This is a genomic window from Dactylosporangium sp. NPDC000521 (genome assembly GCF_042898305.1).
Lineage (GTDB): Bacteria > Actinomycetota > Actinomycetes > Mycobacteriales > Micromonosporaceae > Dactylosporangium.
On record NZ_JBIAYW010000043.1, the window covers coordinates 25204 to 42424 of the forward strand.

Genomic DNA, 17221 nt, shown 5'->3' on the forward strand with positions numbered 1-17221 from the left:
GCAGCGGAGCGGCTCGGCCCGCGAATCATGTGGCAGGTTCGGCTCAGGCCGACGCCGGAGCGCAGCGGAGGTGGCGGCATGAGCTCGCAGCCGGCCCGCCCCGGGATGCGGCTCGGCTACGCCCCGAGCGGCCGGCGCACCGGGGCGGAGGCCGTCGCGATCGGCCGCGCCGTGGAGGAGACCGGGTTCGCGGAGCTGTGGCTCAGCGAGGACTACTGCGAGCGCGGCGCGTTCGCGGTCGCCGGCGCGGTCGCCGCGACGACCAGCCGGCTGCACATCGGGATCGGCGTGGTCAACCCGTGGACCCGCCACCCGGCGCTGCTGGCGATGGAGACGGCCGGGCTCGCCGAGATCGCCGAGGGCCGGGTGCTGCTGGGGCTGGGCGCCAGCAACGCCCGCTGGATGCAGGAGTGGCTGGGCATCGAGTTCACCCGGCCGATCACGCGGCTGCGGGAGTGCGTTTCGGTGGTCCGGCAGCTCCTGGCCGGGGAGCGGGTCACGGGTACGGCCTGCGGGTACGACATGGACGTCGCGCTCGCGTTCCCGCCCGCCTACCCGGACCTGCCCGTCATTCTCGGCGTGAAGGGGCCGAAGGCCCTGCGGATGGCCGCGGACGTGGCCGACGGGGTGTTCCTGTCGGTACTGTCCGCGCCGGAGTACATCCGGTGGGCGCGCGAGCGCTGCGGCGGCCCGCAGGCGCAGGTCTCGGCGTACGTGATGTTCTCCTGCGGCGAGGACGGCGCCGCGGCCCGGGACGCGCTGCGGCCGCAGGTCGCGAAGTACCTCGGTATCCACGGCGACCAGGACATCACCCGGGTGGCCGGGCTCGATCCGCAGCTCGGGCAGGAGTTCCGGCGGCGCATGCTGGCCGGCGAGCCGGCCGCGGACCTCGTCACCGACGACGTGCTCGACACGTTCGCGATCGCCGGTGACGAGGCGCAGTGCGTGGCGGGGCTGCGCCGGTACGCCGAGGCGGGCCTGGACTCCCTCGTGCTCATCGACGAGCCGAGCGTGCCGGCCGAACGGGCGCTTGCCGTCGCGGCCCGCTGCGCCCGCCAGGCCGGGATCCTGCCCGCGCAGGACTCGTGATGGACCGCGCCGGCTCAGGGCCGCAGTGCGAGCAGGTCGTGCGCCCGCAGCGCCAGCCTCAGCAGCAGCAGGTCGTCGAGCCGGCGCAGGTCGTGCCCGGTCAGGTCGCGGATGCGGCGCACCCGGTACGCGATCGTGTTCTGGTGCACCGACAGCAGCCGCGCGGTCTCCGGGCCGGACAGGTCGCTGTCCAGGTACGTGCGCAGTGTCTGCATGAGGATCGGCTGCTCCAGCAGCGGCGCGACGATGCGCTGCGTGAGCCGGGCGGTCAACGTCCGGTCCCGGGTCAGCAGCAGTTCCAGCAGCACGTCGTCGTAGGCGACGACCTGCCGGCTCCGGCCGGTTCGCAGGGCGATGTCGAGCGCGTCCAGCGCCTGCCGGCACGAGGGGCCGGCGTCGATGAGCCGGGGCGTGGTCTCACCGATGCCGACGACCACCTCGTACCGGCAGTGCGCGGGGGCGAGTGCCCGGTTCAGCACCCCGGTGACCGGGGCGTCGCCGGGAATCAGGAACAGCAGCGCGTCGCCCCAGGTGCCGGTCAGCACCGGGCTGTGCACGACCTCGCGCAGCCGGGACGTCACGTGATGCCGGACCTGGCCGAGCACGCCCGGGTCGGGGTCGTGCGCGACCCGGGCGGCGGCCGCCCGGTACGGGGCGGTGGTGTCGACGTTGAGCAGCGCCGCGAGCCGGTCGAGGTCCTCCGACGCCACCCCCTGACCGAGCGCGATCTGCGTGACGAGGTCACCGACCGCCGAGTCGTAGTGCAGGGCGAGGCGCCGCGACGTGTCCCGGTACGCCTCGACGAGCCGGCCCTCGATCTGGTCGAGCACGGCGCTGATGCGGTGCATGCCCTCGCGCTGGCCGCTGACGTCCCCGCCGGCGGCCGCGTAGAACTCGCAGAACCGGTCGAGCGTGGCCCGCTCGGCGGTGCGGAACGACTGGATCAGCGCGTCCAGCGGGACACCCTGCAGGGCCCGGCTGTCGCCGAGGTGGCGAGCGCGGTCCAGCTCCGCCTCGGTGACCTCGCGACTCTGCGTGACGCAGGACAGCACGGTCAGCAGGTTGGAGCTGATGTAGCTGCGCAGGTCGCTGGCGTCCATCAGCACGCTGCGATAGCCGGGCACGCCGTTCCAGACCCGGGCGGTGACATGCTCGATCAGCGGACCGAGGTCGTTGAGCATCGCCTCCGCGGCACGCACCGTCGCATCTGCAGCTGACATTCACGCATCATCGGCTAGTTATCCACACGAATTTGTGCAGGGTAGGGATTGTTCGACATGATCGACAAGGAAGCATTGAAGGCTCTCGTCAGCGCCGAGATCGATCGCCGGGCAGATGAGATCGTGGCCATCAGCGACCACGTCATGCGCCACCCGGAGACCGGCTACCGGGAGGTGCGGACCGCCGCGTTCGTGGCCGGCCACTTCGCCCGGCTCGGCCTGCCCTACCAGGAGAAACTCGCGCTCACCGGCGTGAAGGCGCGCATGTCCGGCGGGGCGGCCGGGCCGACCGTCGCGCTCATGGGCGAGCTCGACTCCCTCGTCAGCGCCGCGCACCCGTTCGCCGACCCGGTCACCGGGGCCGCGCACGCCTGCGGGCACAACGCCATGATCGGTTCGATGCTCGGCGCCGCGTTCGGACTGCGGCCCGTGATGGAGCACCTCGCCGGCGACGTGGTCCTCTTCGCCGTACCGGCCGAGGAGGGCATCGAGCTGGAGTACCGCCTGGGCCTGCGCGAACGCGGCGAGATCGAGTTCATCCAGGGCAAGCCGGAGCTGATCCGGCTCGGCGAGTTCGACGACGTCGACCTGGCGATGATCACCCACACGACCGACGACACCGAGCCCTGGCTCGCCAACCCGGGCAGCAGCACCATCGGCGCGCTGAAGAAGCTGGTGGCGTTCCGCGGCCGGTCCGCGCACGCCGGCGGCTGGCCCTGGGAGGGCGTCAACGCGCTCAAGGCCGCGACGCTGGCCATGACCGGCATGGACCTGCAGCGCGAGACGTTCCGCGACAGCGACAACGTGCGGATCCACTGGAACGTCACCAAGGGCGGGGAGGCCGTCAGCGCGGTTCCCGACGACGTCCGGCTCGACATCATGGTGCGGGCCAACCGGGTCGAGGCGATGCTCGACGCCTCCGCCAAGGTGGACCGGGCGCTGCGCGCCGGTGCGCTCGCCCTCGGCGCCGCGGTGGAGATCACCACCATGTCCGGGGTCCTGCCGATGCAGATCGACCCGAACCTCCGCGAGCTCGTCCGCGCCAACCAGGAGACGCTGTTCGGCGCCGACCGGGTCGGACCGCCCGGGCACAGCACCGCCGGCACCGACGTCGGCGACCTGGGCCACATCATGCCGGTCTGCCAGCCCCTGGCCACCGGCGTGACCAGCGCCCCGCATACCGAGTTCTACCACGTCACCGACCACGTCACCGCCGCCGTCAACCCGGCGAAGTTCATGGCGCTGACCGTCGTGGACCTGCTGTACGGCGACGCGGCCGAGGCCCGCCGCGTCATCGAGGAGGCTCGGCCGAGCAAGATCACGAAGGACGAGTACCTGGCGCTGCGCCGCGCCCAGGACACGCACGAGCACTTCGACGGTGGCCTGAAGGCGTCCTGATCGGCCGCGCCGGCTGGGCCTGTGCACCGCCCAGCCGCGCGGCCGGCGCGCCGGCCCCGATCGTCCACGGCGAGTCGTGCCAAGTCGGTCATTTGAGTGTCCTTTACTCATGTGCCCGAATCGGAGCGCCACGATCCTGATCCTGTCGGTGACCGTTCGCCCGCGCGGTGTCGCGGGGCGGTCGACTCCGCCGTGCAGGAGGCACCATGCTCCGTCGACCCCTGTTCGTCCTGTTCACGATCGTCGTGGTGCTCGCGGCCGCGGCTCCCGCACGGGCCCGGCCGCCGGCCGATCCGCTCGCCGGATCAGCCCTGGCCGGCTGCGGCACGCGGCAGACGCCGTCGGTGGTCAGCGCCAGCACGTACGAGGACATCAACCCACCCGCCCACGCCGTCGACGGGAATCTGGACACCCGCTGGTCCGGCTACGGCTTCGGCGCCTACCTCCAGCTCGAACTGCCCGCCCGGGCCACCCTGTGCGCGGTACAGGTGGCGTGGTTCCGCGGTGACGAGCGCTGGAACGACTACACCGTCTACACGTCCGCGGACGGCACGACGTACCGCAACGTCAACGCGGGCCGCAGCACCGGCACCACGCGGGCGATGGAGACCTACGCGTTCACCCCGCACGAGGCGCGCTTCGTCCGGATCGCCTTCTGGCAGAACGCCGAGCAGAGCCTGTGGGCCAGCATCAGTGAGGCCGCGGTCCTCGGTGCCGACGCCACGGGCGGCACGCAGACCGTCGTGGCGGTCGGTGACATCTCGCAGACGTGCGTGGCCGCCGACTGCCCGACCGCCCGTACGGCGGCGCTGACCGGGCAGATCAACCCGGCGCGCATCCTCGGGCTGGGCGACCAGCAGAACGGCAACGACACCTACGAGGACTTCCTGCGGTACTTCGACAAGACGTGGGGGCCGTTGAAGGGGCGGTTCCATCCCACGCCCGGCAACCACGAGTACGAGGTGACCGGCGCCGACGGCTACTTCCGCTACTTCGGGCCGGCGGCGAAGCCCCAGGGGGCCAGCTGGTACAGCTTCGACCTCGGCAACTGGCACATCGTGTCGCTCAACTCGGAGTACGACCGCAACGAGGGCGGCGCCCAGCTCACCTGGCTGCGTGCCGACCTGGCCGCGACCACCAAGCCCTGCATCGCCGCCTACTGGCACCGGCCGAAGTTCAGCTCCGGCAGCGGCCACGGCAACTTCCCCAACGTGAAGCCGTTCTGGGACGCGTTGTACGCCGCCGGCGCCGACCTGGTCCTCAACGGCCACGACCACGACTACGAGCGGTTCGCGCCGCAGCGCCCCGACGGCGTCGCGTCCCCGGCCGGCATCCGCGAGTTCGTCGTCGGCACCGGCGGCGCGGGCCTGCGCCCGTTCGGCACCACCGTCGCCAACAGCGAGCGGCGCATCGCCGGCACCCACGGCGTCCTGCGCCTCGACCTCGGCACGAACGACTACGCGTGGCGGTTCGTCGACATCGACGGCGCCACGCGCGATCAGGGCGGCCCGGTCACCTGCCACTGAGCCGCCCGACACCTTCGACAGCGAACACCCAACAGAGGAGGTACCCCCGATGACATCACGATGGCGGCCGCTGCGGGCGCTGCTGGCGTGCGGTCTGGCCGCGGCCGGACTGGCGCTGGTGTCGCCCGCGGCCCCGGCCCAGGCCGACCCGGCCGGCGTGTTCGAGACGCTCAACTTCGAGGATCCGGCCGACCGTACTGTGCCCCCGCCCGGCTGGATCAAGCAGGCCGCCCGCACCGATTCGGTCCAGATCGTCAGCGACGTGAAGCGCGACGGCGGGTACGCCGCCAAGTTCGACCTCAAGAAGGACGACGCGATCGTCTCCAACGGCAAGCGCTCCGAGCTGACCCAGCCCGACAGCCAGCCGGCCAACGTCGAGCGGTGGTACGGGTTCAGCATCTACCTGCCCACCTCGTGGGTGTACGACCGATCGGCGGAGATCGTCAGTCAGTGGCACCAGTGCGACGCGACCCGGTGCGGCGGCGGCTCCCCGCCGCTGGCGCTGATGACCGAGAAGGGCCGGTGGATGCTCGACATGCCGCTGCGCTCGCAGAAAGTGGACCTCGACGCCTACAGCACGGGCACCTGGACCGACTGGGTGTTCCACGTCGTCTGGCGCACCGACGGAGGCGGGCTGCTGGAGGTGTGGCGCAACGGCGTGTACAAGTTCGGCTTCCAGGGCCGCACGCACGCCGACTCGCAGGGCTCGCCGTACTTCAAGTTCGGCATCTACAAGTGGGACTGGAAACCCGGCAGCCAGAACCCGTCGGACACCACGCAGCGGACCATGTACTACGACGCGCTGCGCATCGGCGACCAGCGCGCCACGTTCGCCGACGTCGACCCGGCCCGCTCCGGCGGCGGCCCCTGCAACCGCGCGCAGCCGGTGGCGGCGGTGTCGGCCAGCACCTATGAGGCCGTCAACCCGCCGCAGAACGCGGTCGACGGCAACCTGACGACGCGCTGGTCGGGCTCCGGTTTCGGGGCGTTCCTGACGGTCGATCTGGGTGCTCAGCGGAGCATCTGTGGTGCCGGGGTGGCGTGGCATCGTGGTGACGTGCGGTGGAACGACTACACGATCTACACGTCGGTCGACAACGTGACCTACGTGAAGGCGTGGGAGGGCCGCAGCAGCGGCAAGACGTTGCAGCCCGAGGTCACCACGTTCCCGGCCCGGCAGGCCCGCTACGTGAAGTACGCGTGGTGGAACAACGCCGAGGGCAACGGCTGGGCCAGCATCACCGAGGCGACCGCGCTCAGCCAGTGACGCGGCGGGCCGGCGGCGGGCCTCACCCGCCGCCGGCGGCCAGCGGGGCGAGCGCGAGCCGTTCGGCGAGGTGCCGGCGACTGCCGATCGCCAGTTTCGTGTAGGACAGCTGCAGCAGGTTGCCCACGGTACGCACCGAGATGCCGAGCCGCTGCGCGATCTCGCCGTTGCGCAGCCCCGCGGCGGCGAGCTCGCACACCTCCCGCTCCCGGGCGGTCAGCCGGGCGGAGGCGGTTGGGGACGGCAACCACGGCGGCGCGTGGCCGGCGCAGCGCTCGGCCGCCCGCTGCCGCGCCCGGTTCGCCGCCGCCGGCGCGGCCGGGCCGTGGGCGGCCGCGGCGGCGGCCTCGAGGGCGAAGCCGTGATACCCGAGCGCGTCGAACCGGTCCGCCACCCGCAGCAGCGGCGCCGCCCGGCCGCGCAGCAACGCCTCGGCGTGCTCGGCGAACAGGTCGAACAGCGGACTGTCACAGCGGGCGGCGGCGTCCCGCAGCCGCCGGACGGCCGCCGCGGACCGGGCCGGTGCCAGCCGGACGTGCAGGTACGCGCACTCGACGCCGGTCGTGAGCCGGCCCGCGGCGAGGTACCGGTCGGCCAGCCGGTCGGCGCGGTCGGCGGCGTGGGCATGCCGGCCGCCGTAGGCAAGGACGAGCACCCGGTCCAGCTCAACCCGATCGCACAGCGTGCTGCCCGGGGCCACCCGGTCGTCGATCGCGGCGAGGATCCGCCCGGCCCGGTCCACCTCGCCGAGCGCGGCCAGGCACACCGCGTACTGCCCGGCGATGAACACCCGCACCGGGAACGGCGTCCGCTCGTCCGCCAGCGCGTACGCCTCGCGCAGCGCCGGCAGTGCCCTCGCCGGCCGGCCAGACCACCACTCGGCGACGCCGACGGTGTGCGCGGCTACCGTGGCCTCCTCGACGCTGGACCGCCGCAGCGCCCCCACGTAGTGCCGCCGCGCCAGCGCGAGCCCTTCGCGGAGCCGGCCGGTCAGGACCAGCGCATACGCCTGGCAGGCCTGGGTCGACATGCGTACCGCCGTCCAGACCGCCGGCGCCGGTTCCGGGTCGCGCTCGGCACACACCTGCCCCGGTCGCCCGCGGAAAGTCAACAGGTAGGTCTCCAGCGCCTCGGCGACGTCCCGGATCAGCGGCCCGCCGCCCCGCGCGTCGACCGGCGCCCCGGCCCCGCCGGTGAAGAGCGCGACGGCCTGTGCGGCGATCGTGAGCTCCACCGAGCCGTCGGGACGTGGCAGAAGCTGCCGGGCCCGCTCGACCTCGGCCGCCGCCTCGTCGGTGCGCGACAGTCCCCAGAAGAGGTTCAGCACGCGGGTGGCCGCGGCGCGCGGATCGTCGGGCCGGTCGAGGCACAGCCGGCACAGGATCCGCTCGGCCTCACCGGCCCGGCCCAGCGCCACCAGCGCCTCGGCGTGCAGCAGGGCGCCGTCGCGGCCGGGCACGTGCCGGGCCAGCCGGGCAGCGAGCGCCGGACGCCCGGTGCCGAGCGCGGCCCCGGCCGCGGCCAGCAGGGTGGCCGGCGGGACGGGCTCGGCCGCCTCCAGCCGCCACCACGCCTGCAGCGGTCCTCTCGACCGGTCGCCGTCCGCCGGGTCGGCGGCCCGCACGAGGTCGCGGAAGAGCCGGCGGCGGCGCAGCGACCCGACGGACGGGAGGACGCCCTCCACCTGCAGCGGGTGCGCCGGGCGCAGTACCGTGCCCGCGGCGCCGGTCGTCCGCACGACCCGCCCGGCGCTGACGAGCGCGTCGAGCGCGGGACCGGCGACCACCGCGCGCAGGACCGCCTCGGGCAGCGGCCCCGCCACCGCCAGATACTCCAGCACCTCAGCGCCGCCGTCCGGCAACGGCTCCGCGTCCACCGCCGTCAGGTCGCGCCAGCGACGGGGATCGCCGACCGCACCGCGCCAGGACCATACGTCCCGGACGGCGACGAGCCGGCCGCAGGTGAGCCCGACACCGACCAGCCGGCGCAGCACGAGCGGGTTGCCCCGCGCCGCCCGCCACAGGCCGCGGACCGTCATCCCGTCGACCGGGCCGCCCAGCGCGCCGGTGAGCAGGGCCGCCGTGGCCCGCAACGGCAGCGGCCGCAGCGGCAGGTCCACGACCGGTCGCCGCTGCCACCAGGGCGGGCCGGCACCGGCGTCGGGGCGCGCCGTGAGCAACAGGCCCGCGCCGGTCCGCTCCGCCAGTTCGTGCACGAGCGCGGCGTCCGCCGGGGTCAGGCGGTCCGCGTCGTCGACGCCGAGCACCGTCGGGCGGCCCCCGGCGAGCGCACGCAGCGCCCGCGCCGCGGCGGCGCCCGACGGTGCCTCAGCCAGGGAGGAGCCAGCGCCCGCGTCCGTGAGCAGTGCCGCAACGGCCGGCGGGGCGACCGGGGAGGCGGTGGCGGCGGTACGGGCGACAAGCGCGCCGCCCGTACCGCAACGGTCGAGGACCACCCGGGCCAGTCGCGACTTGCCCAGCCCGGCCTCGCCGGTGACCATCACGGCGGAGGACCGCCGCAGCAGTTCGACGGCGCGCCGGGCGATGTCCGCGCGGCCCACGAGCGGCCAGCGCTCCACGGCCGCGGACACCCCGGGTCCCGTGGTCATCGGAGTCTCCCCGGCAGTGCGGCACGGCGATTGAGTACGGATCGCTCATGACCGGCGCCCGCCGCCGGGACGACGGTGAAGGCACGGTGCGCAGGTGTCGCGTCGTGCAGTCCACCGGAACGGAGGCCGTACCCATGCCCACAACCGCACCCCCGTCCAGACCCGGACCCGACCGCGCACCCGCACCCGGGCGCCGGGCGCTGCTCGGGATGACCGTCCTGGCGCTGGCCGCCACGACCGTGCTCACCGCGGCGGCGGCCGGGCCCGCGGCAGCCGCGGCCGCGACCCCGATCGGCAACGACGTCGACGGCGTCGCCATGATGTACCCGACGAAGGCCGGCGGGCAGGAGTGGCGACTCGACGACAACCCGGCCGCCGACGATCAGCTCGACGGGCCGGCGCTCAAGCGCAACCCGGACGGCACCTTCAAGGTGACCGAGGCGGACACCAGACTGGGCGTGTTGAGCGCCACCTATGACCACGACGACGAGGACGACCTGGTGTGGTCGCAGCCGACGCTGCGCAGGGTGGGGTACCAGCACGACGCGTCCGACTGGCGCGACGTGGAGCTCACCGGCTACGTCCGGCTCAACAAGACCTCCAACACCGACGAGGAGTTCACCTGGTACGCCCGCGGCGCCCGGCACACCGGAAACGGCGACACCCCGGAGACCTGCTGGGGTACGGCGTACAAGGCGAACCTGCGTTACCGCGACGGCGCCACGCGGTGGCAGAAGGAGCTGTTCCACGACGGCGGTGACGGCTACGCGAGCGGCTCCTGGCAGCATTCCGGAGCATCGGTGCAGGGCAAGCTCGTCGGCTTCAAGGCCGTCATGTTCAACACCCCCACCGGGGTGCGGATGGAGACGTACCTGGACCGTTCCAACACCAACACCTGGACCGCGGTCGCGTCCTACGACGACCAGGGCGGCTGGGCGATCGACGAGGACAACCGCTGCGGTGGCACCCGCGACGAGGTGGTGCGCTGGGGCGGGCCGATCGCGACGCTCCGGTGGGATCTCGCCTCCGACGTCGACGTGACCCGCCTCAGCGTCCGGGAGATCGACCCTCGGGCCACGTGCAACCGTGCGCAGCCGGTGGCCGGAGTGTCGGCCAACACCTACGAGGCCGTCAACCCACCGCAGAACGCCGTCGACGGCAACCTGACCACCCGCTGGTCCGGCTACGGCTCCGGCGCCTATCTCACCGTCGACCTCGGCACCCGACGCACCATCTGCGGCGCCGGCGTCGCGTGGCACCGCGGGAACCTGCGCTGGAACGACTACACCATCTACACATCGGTCGACAACGTGACCTACGTGAAGGCCTGGGAAGGCCGCAGCAGCGGCACCACACTCCAACCCGAAGTCACCGGGTTCCCCGCCCGCCAAGCCCGCTACGTGAAGTACGCCTGGTGGAACAACGCCGAAGGCAACGGCTGGGCAAGCATCACCGAAGTCACCGCACTCAGCGCGTGAGGACCGTGCCCCGTCCCGGCCGGTGGTCATCCGACGGCCGTCCGGGACGCGGGCGCGGCCAGCACCCGGGCGAGGCCGTCACGGCCGGTCACGCCGAGCTTGCGGTACACGCGGTAGAGGTGGTTGCCGACGGTCCGCACCGACAGCCGCAGCTGCTGGGCGATGGCCTCGTTGGGCAGGCCGGTGGCGGCCAGGTCGGCGATCTGGCGTTCCCGGCCCGTCAGCGCGGCCGGCCGGGCGACACCCTCCGCCCACTGCGGCACGAACCCCTCGCACCGCTCCCCCAGTGTCGCGAGCAACGGCCGGAACCTGCTGTCGCGCACCGTCCCCTCCAGCCGGACGCCGGATGCCGCGGCCTCCAGCGCGACCGCCGCGTAGCCCAGCCCGGCCAGGCCTTCGCAGGCGGCGGCGAGCCGGTCCGCGTCGCCTTGCACCAGCGCCTCGACGTGGTCGGCGAAGAGCACGAACAGCGGGCTGTCGGCGCGGTCCGCGGCCAGCCGCAACGCCGCGGCCACCGAGGCACACGGCCGTAACCGACCGGCCAGGTACAGGCTGTCGGCGGCGCTGGTGAGCCGGTTCAGGGCGAGGTACCGCTCGCCGAGCGCCGCGGCGAGCCGGGCGCCGCCGGTGACGTCACCGGCGTGGGCCCGGCACCGCGCCTCCGCCATGTCGAGGTGCCCGGTGAGCACCGAACCGGACGGTAATCGCGCGCGCATGTACCGCACCGCCGAGTCGGCCGCCGCGCCGCGGCCGAGCGCGGCCTGGCAGGCGGCGTACTCGCTGAACACGTACGTCTGGATGGGGAACGGGGTGTGCTCGTCGACGAGGGCCCGGGCCTCCCGCAGGTACGGCAGCGCACGCGCCGGCCGTCCGGCCCACACCTCGCAGACCCCCAGCTCCAGCGACAGCATCGCCACCTCCGACGCGGCGCCGCGGGTCAGCGCCGCCCGGTGGTACGCGCGCCCGGTGGACAGTGCGGCGGACAGCTCGCCGGCCATGGCGAGCGCGTGGACGTGACAGGCGGCGGCCGCGCCGCGCATCGACGCCCACGCTCGGGGCGCCGCCAGGTCGCCGTCCCGGAACCCGGCGACGACCCGGGCCGGGGCGCCGGCGAAGACCGCGGCGTACGCGCGGATCGCCGACGCAGCGCCGCCGACGACGCTGCCGGTGACACCGTCGAGCAGGGTCCCGTCGCCGTGGCCGGCACCGAACACGGACAGCGCCAGGGCGGCCACGCCGAGCCGCGGGTCGTCGCGCTGCTCCGCGGGCAGGGTCCGGCGGGCCCGGTCGACGACCGCCGCGGCCAGCTCCGGCCGGCGCAGGCCCCAGAACAGGTTGAGGGCGCGCAGCGCCGCCACGCCGGCGCGATCGGCCGCCGGCAGATGCTCGTGCTCCGCGGCGAGCAGGGCCTCGGCCGCGACCGCCTTGTCCTGGGCGACGAGCGCACCGGCCAGCACCTCCACCCCGGCCGCGCCGGCGCTGCGCGCGAGGGACTCGGCCCGGACCGCGTCGCCGCGGTCCAGGGCGTCACGGGCGGCACGCAGGATGTGCGGCACGGGCACCCGCTCCTTGGCCGCCAGGCGCCACAGCACGGACCGCAGGTGCGCGCCGGGGCCGGGCATGCCGGCCGCGTCGACCGCCTCGGCCAGCCGCCGGTAGACCTCCCGGCGCTCCCGGGCCGTGGCGGTGGCCCGCATCAGCTCGCCGTACAGCGGGTGGCCGCAGCGCACCAGCAGCCCGTGGGCGGAGCGGTCGACCCGGATCAGCTGCCGCCGCTCCAGCGCTTCCAGGACCGGCAGCGGTGCCAGCGTCTCCAGCGCGTCGGCACACATCGGCTCGCCGTGCGCCACGTACCGCAGCGCGGCGCGCTCCTGCGTGTCGAGGCGGCGCAGGACGTCGGCGACGAGGTCGCGCAGGCCCTGGTGGGAGCAGATCGTGCCGTGCCAGCGCCACAGCCCGTCGACCGGGCGCAGCTGCCCCGCGGCGAGCCCGGCGTCGACGAGATGGCGCAGGAACAGCGGGTTTCCGCCGGTGATGCCGACGAGGCGGCCGAGGGTGAGCCGGTCGACCGGGCCGCCGAGCGCGGCGCGGATCAGCGCGTCGACGGCCGCCGGTCGCAGCGGGCCGATCGAGACCCGCTGCAGCGTCGGCCGAGCCCGTAGCGCACGCAGCGCCGGGGCGTCCATCGCCTCGGGCCGGGCCGTCACGAGCAGCTTGGCGGGCACGGCGCCGGCCAGGTGCTGCACGAGGGCGGTCGACGCGGCGTCGAGGTGCTGGGCGTCGTCGATGTGCAGCAGCACCGGCCGGTCCGCGGCCCGCTGCCGCAGCGCCCGGGTGGCCGCGGCGTACGCGCGGGCCAGCCCGTCGCCGCCCACGGCGGGCAGCAGCGGGGCGGCCGCGGCGAGCGGCAACCCGTCGGCCGCCTCCCAGCCGGACAGGGTCGACACCAGCATGCCACCGTCCGAACACCGCTGCGCAACCTCCTGCGCCAGCCGGGACTTGCCGACGCCGGCCTCGCCGAGGAGCAGGACGCCCGCCTCGTCGGTGGCGCCGAGCAGCGCGGACAGGTGCTGTACCTCGGTCGATCGGCCCACGAGCGGCCAGTGCACCGCCGTGGTGGCAAGCGTCGTCGCAGTCACGGTGGCTCCCACGCGTGTCGGCGGCGACGCGCGGTGTGCGACACCATCGGTGCGGTGCCAGAATGTCGCCGCGCCATCATGCTCGCCGCCGGGACCGGCCCGCGCAACCTCAGGGACGGATTCGCGCTGAGCAATGGATACTCATGCGCGGTGCTCGAGGCCGGGCCTACGGTCCGCTCATGAGGCCCACCACGCGGCGGCGCCCGGCGCGCCGCTTCCCCGCACTGCTGCTGGCCGCCACCGGCCTCCTGCTGACCCTCGGCACCGCCGGCCTCGCCGCGCCGCCGGCGTTCACCCCGGTCGCGGCCCAGGTCAGCGCCGTAGCCGAGGACGTCGCGCAGATCGCCGGGGTCCGGGCGAGCGCCGCCGAGGACATCAACCCGGCCGCGCAGGCCGTCGACGGCGATCTCAGCACCCGCTGGTCCGGCCCGCTGCCGGCCTGGCTCGAGCTGGACCTCGGCACCCGGCGTCACATCCACGGCGTCGACGTCGCCTGGTTCCGGGGTGACGAGCGGGCCCTCACGTTCTCGGTCGCCACCTCGGTCGACGGCGTCAGCTTCAGCGAACGGCGGGCCGGTACCAGCAGCGGCACCACCGCGACCTTCGAGCGCTACGACCTGCCGACGCCGGTCGACGCGCGCTACGTGCGCCTGTCGGTCACCGGGAACACCCAGGCGCCGTGGGCGTCGGTCAGCGAGGTGCGGGTCCGGGTGCCCGCCGGCCCGGTCGAGCAGGGCGACCTGCGGGCCATGGTCCTCGCGTACCGCGACGGGCTGCCCGGCGAGAACAGCCACGCCTTCGTCGACGGGCCGGCCCAGCAGGTCGACGCCGTCGTCGGGGCGGTGCGGCAGGCGCGCGCCGGCCGGCTCGGCGAGGCCCGCGCGACCCTCACGCCGCTGGGCTATCAGCTGATCGAGTACCTCGACCAGCCCACCGGCCGGCCGTACCTGGTGCTGCGTGAGCAGGTGCCGTGCCAGCGCTGCTGGGGCCTGCTGGTGATGCGCCGTGACGCGTATCGCGACGCCGTCGTGGAGGTGCCGCACCCGCTGCACGACCTGCGCACCCCCGAGTTCGGCCTGGACGCGCTGCGCCGCCTCGACGCGACCGCGTTCCTGATGGCGGGCGCCCATCGGTACGCCAACGGTGACGGCAGCCTCGTCTCGGACATGGCGCGCAACGACCACAGCCTGTTCCAGCGCCTGCACCAGGACCTGACCACGGCGAGCACGCATGTGCTGCAGTACCACGGGTTCGCCGCCCGGACCGGCTACCCGCAGGTCGTGCTGAGCAACGGCAGCGCCGCGCCGCAACCGGAGCTGGCGCGGGTGGCCGACGCCCTGCGGGCCCGCGGCATGACGGCCGGCGTGTTCGACGGCTCCAACTACCCGGACCTGGGCGCCACGCAGAACCCGCAGGGCCGGCACACCCGCGCGATCGGCGGCAGGTTCTACCACATGGAACACGTCCGGGCGATCCGCGACGACCCGGCGCTCCGCGGCGCGGCCGTCGACGCGGTGGCGGGCGTGCTGTTCCCCGGCAGCCTGCGCGAGTGACCGCAGACGGTCCTCAGCTGGAACGGCCACCGCCGAAGCTCACGCCATCGACCGACGCGCGGATCGCATCACCAGGGAGTGAGCGTGTCGCAACGGGGTAGGGCTGTCCTCCCGGACCACGCAGGAGGTGTGCGGACATGGCCAGCTACCCCGCAGCGGAGAGCCCCCGTAGCGCCACCATCACCGTGCGTTGGTCGGTCCTCGGTCCGGCACTCGTCGCCGCGCTGGGTGGCTTTCTGTTCGGGTACGACACCGGCGTCATCTCCGCCGCCCTGCTGTACCTCACGGCGGCGTTCGGCCTGTCGAACACGCTGCAGGAGGTGGTCGTCGCCGCGCTGCTGCTCGGCGCGATCTGCGGCGTGCTCGGCGGCGGGCCGCTCGTCGACCGCTTCGGCCGGAGGCGACTGCTCATCGTCTCCGCCTCCGTGTTCTGCATCGGCGCGCTCGCGTCGGCGTTCACCCCGAACCCGGGGGTACTCATCGCCGCCCGGTTCGTGCTCGGCCTGGCGATCGGCACGTCGTCGCTGGTGGTGCCCACGTACATCGCCGAGATGGCACCCCGGCAGGTGCGTGGGCGCCTGGTGTCGCTGCAGCAGCTGATGATCACCGTCGGCATCTTCGTGTCGTACCTCGTCGGCTTCGCGTTCTCCGGGATGGACCACGGCTGGCGCTGGATGCTCGGGCTTGCCGTCGTGCCGGCCGCGGTCATGCTGATCGGCCTGCTCGGCCTGGCCGAGAGCCCGCGCTGGCTGGTGTCGCGGGGCCGCGACGACGAGGCACGGGCCGTCATGCTGCGCTCCCGCGGACCGCGCGAGGCCGACGAGGAACTGGCCGAGATCCACGAGATCAGCGCGGCGGAGCGCGACATGTCGATCCGCGACGTGTTCGGCCGCCAGCTGCGTCCGGCCGTGTTGCTCGGCGTCGCCGTCGCCGCGACGAACCAGCTCGTCGGCGTCAACGCGATCATCTACTACACGCCGACCCTGCTCACCCGGGCCGGGTTCGGTGACGCCGCGGCGCTGCTGTCCACCGTCGGTATCGGGCTGGTCAACATGCTCGTCACGATCGTGGCGCTGCTCGCCATCGACCGGGTCGGCCGGCGCCCGCTGCTGCTCGGCGGCACCGCGATCGTCGTGGTCAGCCTGGTCGTGCTCGGCGCCCTGTACCTGCTCCCGAGCCAGACCGGCCTCACCGGGGCTGTCCTGGTGGCCGTGCTGTGCGTGTACATCGCCGCGTTCGCTGCGAGCCTCGGCCTCGGCATCTGGCTCATCAACAGCGAGATCTTCCCGACCGCGGTGCGCGGCAAGGCGGCCGGCGCCGGCACCGTCACCCACTGGACCCTCGACTTCCTCATCTCGCTGACCGTACTCACGGCGATCGGTGCGCTGAGCGCCACCGGGCTGTTCTGGCTCTACGCCTTCTTCGGCGTGCTGGGCTTCCTGTACCTGTTCCGCAACCTGCCGGAGACCAAGGGCCGCAGCCTGGAGGACATCGAACGGACCCTGCGCCGCCGCGCCGGGGCGGTCTGCTGACGCTTGGGCGGCGGCCGCCCCGCAAGGGACACAGGGCGGCCGCCACTGACACCTATCTGAACCAGTCCTGTGGCGTGATCGACCCGGCGGCGGCACCATGAACCAGCGCCTCATCGCCGACGATCTCGCCCGTCAACCCGGCGACGTACTGCTCCCACTCGGCGTACGCGGCGCCGCATACGTCGGTGATCACCTCGACAACGACATCCTGCCGGCTCGCGCAGCTGGCCTGGCGACGGTCTTCGTGAAGCGAGGTCCGTGGGGTGGTTTGGGCCGCAGCATCCCGGGAATGCGATCTTGCGGAGCAGTAGCCGACGGACGGAGCGCGGCCATGGCTGAACGGGTGTACGAGCGGACCGCGACCGGGGCCAACGCGGGCCCTTGGCCGACGCAGCTGGAGTGGCAGCGGGCCGCGGACCGCAGTCCGGACGACTTCGACCCGGACGAGGAGAGTCGGCCTATGGTGAACCCAGACACCGGCCTGGAGTACGGCGAGGTCGACAACGCGCCGCGGCTGCGGCGGGATTGACCGGCCCCTTGCCCCCTCAGGCGGTGGTCTCCACTGCGCAGGGCGCGACGGTGCCCTGGCTGGCGGTGCAGCCCGATCTTGCCCTGGTCACTTCCGACCTGACCACCCCGATCGTCGGGATCGTGGAACGCTACGCCGGCCGCTGGACCATCAAGGTCGCCTTCGCAGACGCCAGACAGGCCACCGGCGTCGGTCGGCAAGGTGTTCAGAAGCCTCGGAAGACGCCGTCTGGACCGGTGGACCGCGCGAACTCGAAGTAGTGGAGGCAACACCGAGCTGGGCGCATCGGCCGAGCGCGAACGGGGGGCGGGGTTCTCGGTACGCTGTGGGCTTGGACTGCGGCGCCCGCCGGTCCTGTTTTCCGGGCTCGGCTGTTGGCACG

Annotated in this window: 13 protein-coding genes; 9 read left to right on the forward strand and 4 right to left on the reverse strand. The window is 73.8% G+C overall.

Annotation, left to right across the window (positions count from 1 at the left end):
- The first annotated feature begins 78 nt into the window (after positions 1–78).
- Positions 79–1089, forward strand: coding sequence for an LLM class flavin-dependent oxidoreductase (locus ACFY3L_RS53315; RefSeq protein ID WP_389343257.1), 1011 nt, complete (start codon positions 79–81; stop codon positions 1087–1089).
- A 14-nt stretch (positions 1090–1103) separates the two neighbouring features.
- On the opposite strand, the gene ACFY3L_RS53320 is transcribed toward ACFY3L_RS53315, so the two are convergent.
- A complete protein-coding gene (locus ACFY3L_RS53320; protein ID WP_389343260.1) occupies positions 1104–2309 on the reverse strand; it encodes a PucR family transcriptional regulator in 1206 nt (401 codons plus the stop codon).
- Positions 2310–2366: 57 nt separating this feature from the next.
- Here ACFY3L_RS53320 and ACFY3L_RS53325 point away from each other — a divergent pair, with 57 nt between their 5' ends.
- The 3 genes from ACFY3L_RS53325 (at position 2367) to ACFY3L_RS53335 (ending at position 6500) form a co-directional block, all read left to right on the forward strand.
- Entirely contained in the window at positions 2367–3707 is a 1341-nt protein-coding gene (locus ACFY3L_RS53325) for an amidohydrolase (RefSeq protein ID WP_389343263.1), read from the forward strand.
- A 206-nt stretch (positions 3708–3913) separates the two neighbouring features.
- Positions 3914–5233 (forward strand): discoidin domain-containing protein, encoded by a 1320-nt coding sequence (locus tag ACFY3L_RS53330; RefSeq protein ID WP_389343266.1) that lies wholly within the window; start codon positions 3914–3916, stop codon positions 5231–5233.
- Positions 5234–5282: 49 nt separating this feature from the next.
- Positions 5283–6500, forward strand: a complete 1218-nt coding sequence (locus tag ACFY3L_RS53335; protein WP_389343269.1) for a heparin lyase I family protein — start codon at positions 5283–5285, stop codon at positions 6498–6500.
- A gap of 22 nt (positions 6501–6522) precedes the next feature.
- Here the strand turns inward: ACFY3L_RS53335 and ACFY3L_RS53340 are convergent, their stop codons facing one another.
- Positions 6523–9108 (reverse strand): LuxR C-terminal-related transcriptional regulator, encoded by a 2586-nt coding sequence (locus ACFY3L_RS53340; protein ID WP_389343272.1) that lies wholly within the window; start codon positions 9106–9108, stop codon positions 6523–6525.
- Positions 9109–9242: 134 nt separating this feature from the next.
- On the opposite strand from ACFY3L_RS53340, the gene ACFY3L_RS53345 reads away from it, so the two are divergent.
- A complete protein-coding gene (locus ACFY3L_RS53345) occupies positions 9243–10586 on the forward strand; it encodes a discoidin domain-containing protein (RefSeq protein ID WP_389343275.1) in 1344 nt (447 codons plus the stop codon).
- A 26-nt stretch (positions 10587–10612) separates the two neighbouring features.
- Here the strand turns inward: ACFY3L_RS53345 and ACFY3L_RS53350 are convergent, their stop codons facing one another.
- Positions 10613–13225, reverse strand: coding sequence for a LuxR C-terminal-related transcriptional regulator (locus ACFY3L_RS53350; RefSeq protein WP_389343278.1), 2613 nt, complete (start codon positions 13223–13225; stop codon positions 10613–10615).
- 179 nt (positions 13226–13404) lie between these two features.
- Between ACFY3L_RS53350 and ACFY3L_RS53355 the strand changes: the two genes are divergently transcribed.
- Both ACFY3L_RS53355 and ACFY3L_RS53360 read left to right on the forward strand, forming a co-directional pair.
- Positions 13405–14778 carry a discoidin domain-containing protein gene (locus ACFY3L_RS53355; RefSeq protein WP_389343281.1) on the forward strand — a complete coding sequence of 458 codons (1374 nt, stop codon included), beginning with the start codon at positions 13405–13407 and terminating at the stop codon, positions 14776–14778.
- Positions 14779–14915: 137 nt separating this feature from the next.
- On the forward strand, positions 14916–16310 hold the full coding sequence (locus tag ACFY3L_RS53360; RefSeq protein ID WP_389343284.1) for a sugar porter family MFS transporter: 1395 nt from the start codon (positions 14916–14918) through the stop codon (positions 16308–16310).
- A 52-nt stretch (positions 16311–16362) separates the two neighbouring features.
- On the opposite strand, the gene ACFY3L_RS53365 is transcribed toward ACFY3L_RS53360, so the two are convergent.
- On the reverse strand, positions 16363–16503 hold the full coding sequence (locus ACFY3L_RS53365) for a hypothetical protein (RefSeq protein WP_389343290.1): 141 nt from the start codon (positions 16501–16503) through the stop codon (positions 16363–16365).
- 138 nt (positions 16504–16641) lie between these two features.
- Between ACFY3L_RS53365 and ACFY3L_RS53370 the strand changes: the two genes are divergently transcribed.
- Positions 16642–16839, forward strand: coding sequence for a hypothetical protein (locus tag ACFY3L_RS53370; RefSeq protein WP_389343293.1), 198 nt, complete (start codon positions 16642–16644; stop codon positions 16837–16839).
- Between the two features lie 23 nt (positions 16840–16862).
- Positions 16863–17099 carry a hypothetical protein gene (locus ACFY3L_RS53375; RefSeq protein ID WP_389343287.1) on the forward strand — a complete coding sequence of 79 codons (237 nt, stop codon included), beginning with the start codon at positions 16863–16865 and terminating at the stop codon, positions 17097–17099.
- Positions 17100–17221 lie beyond the last annotated feature (122 nt).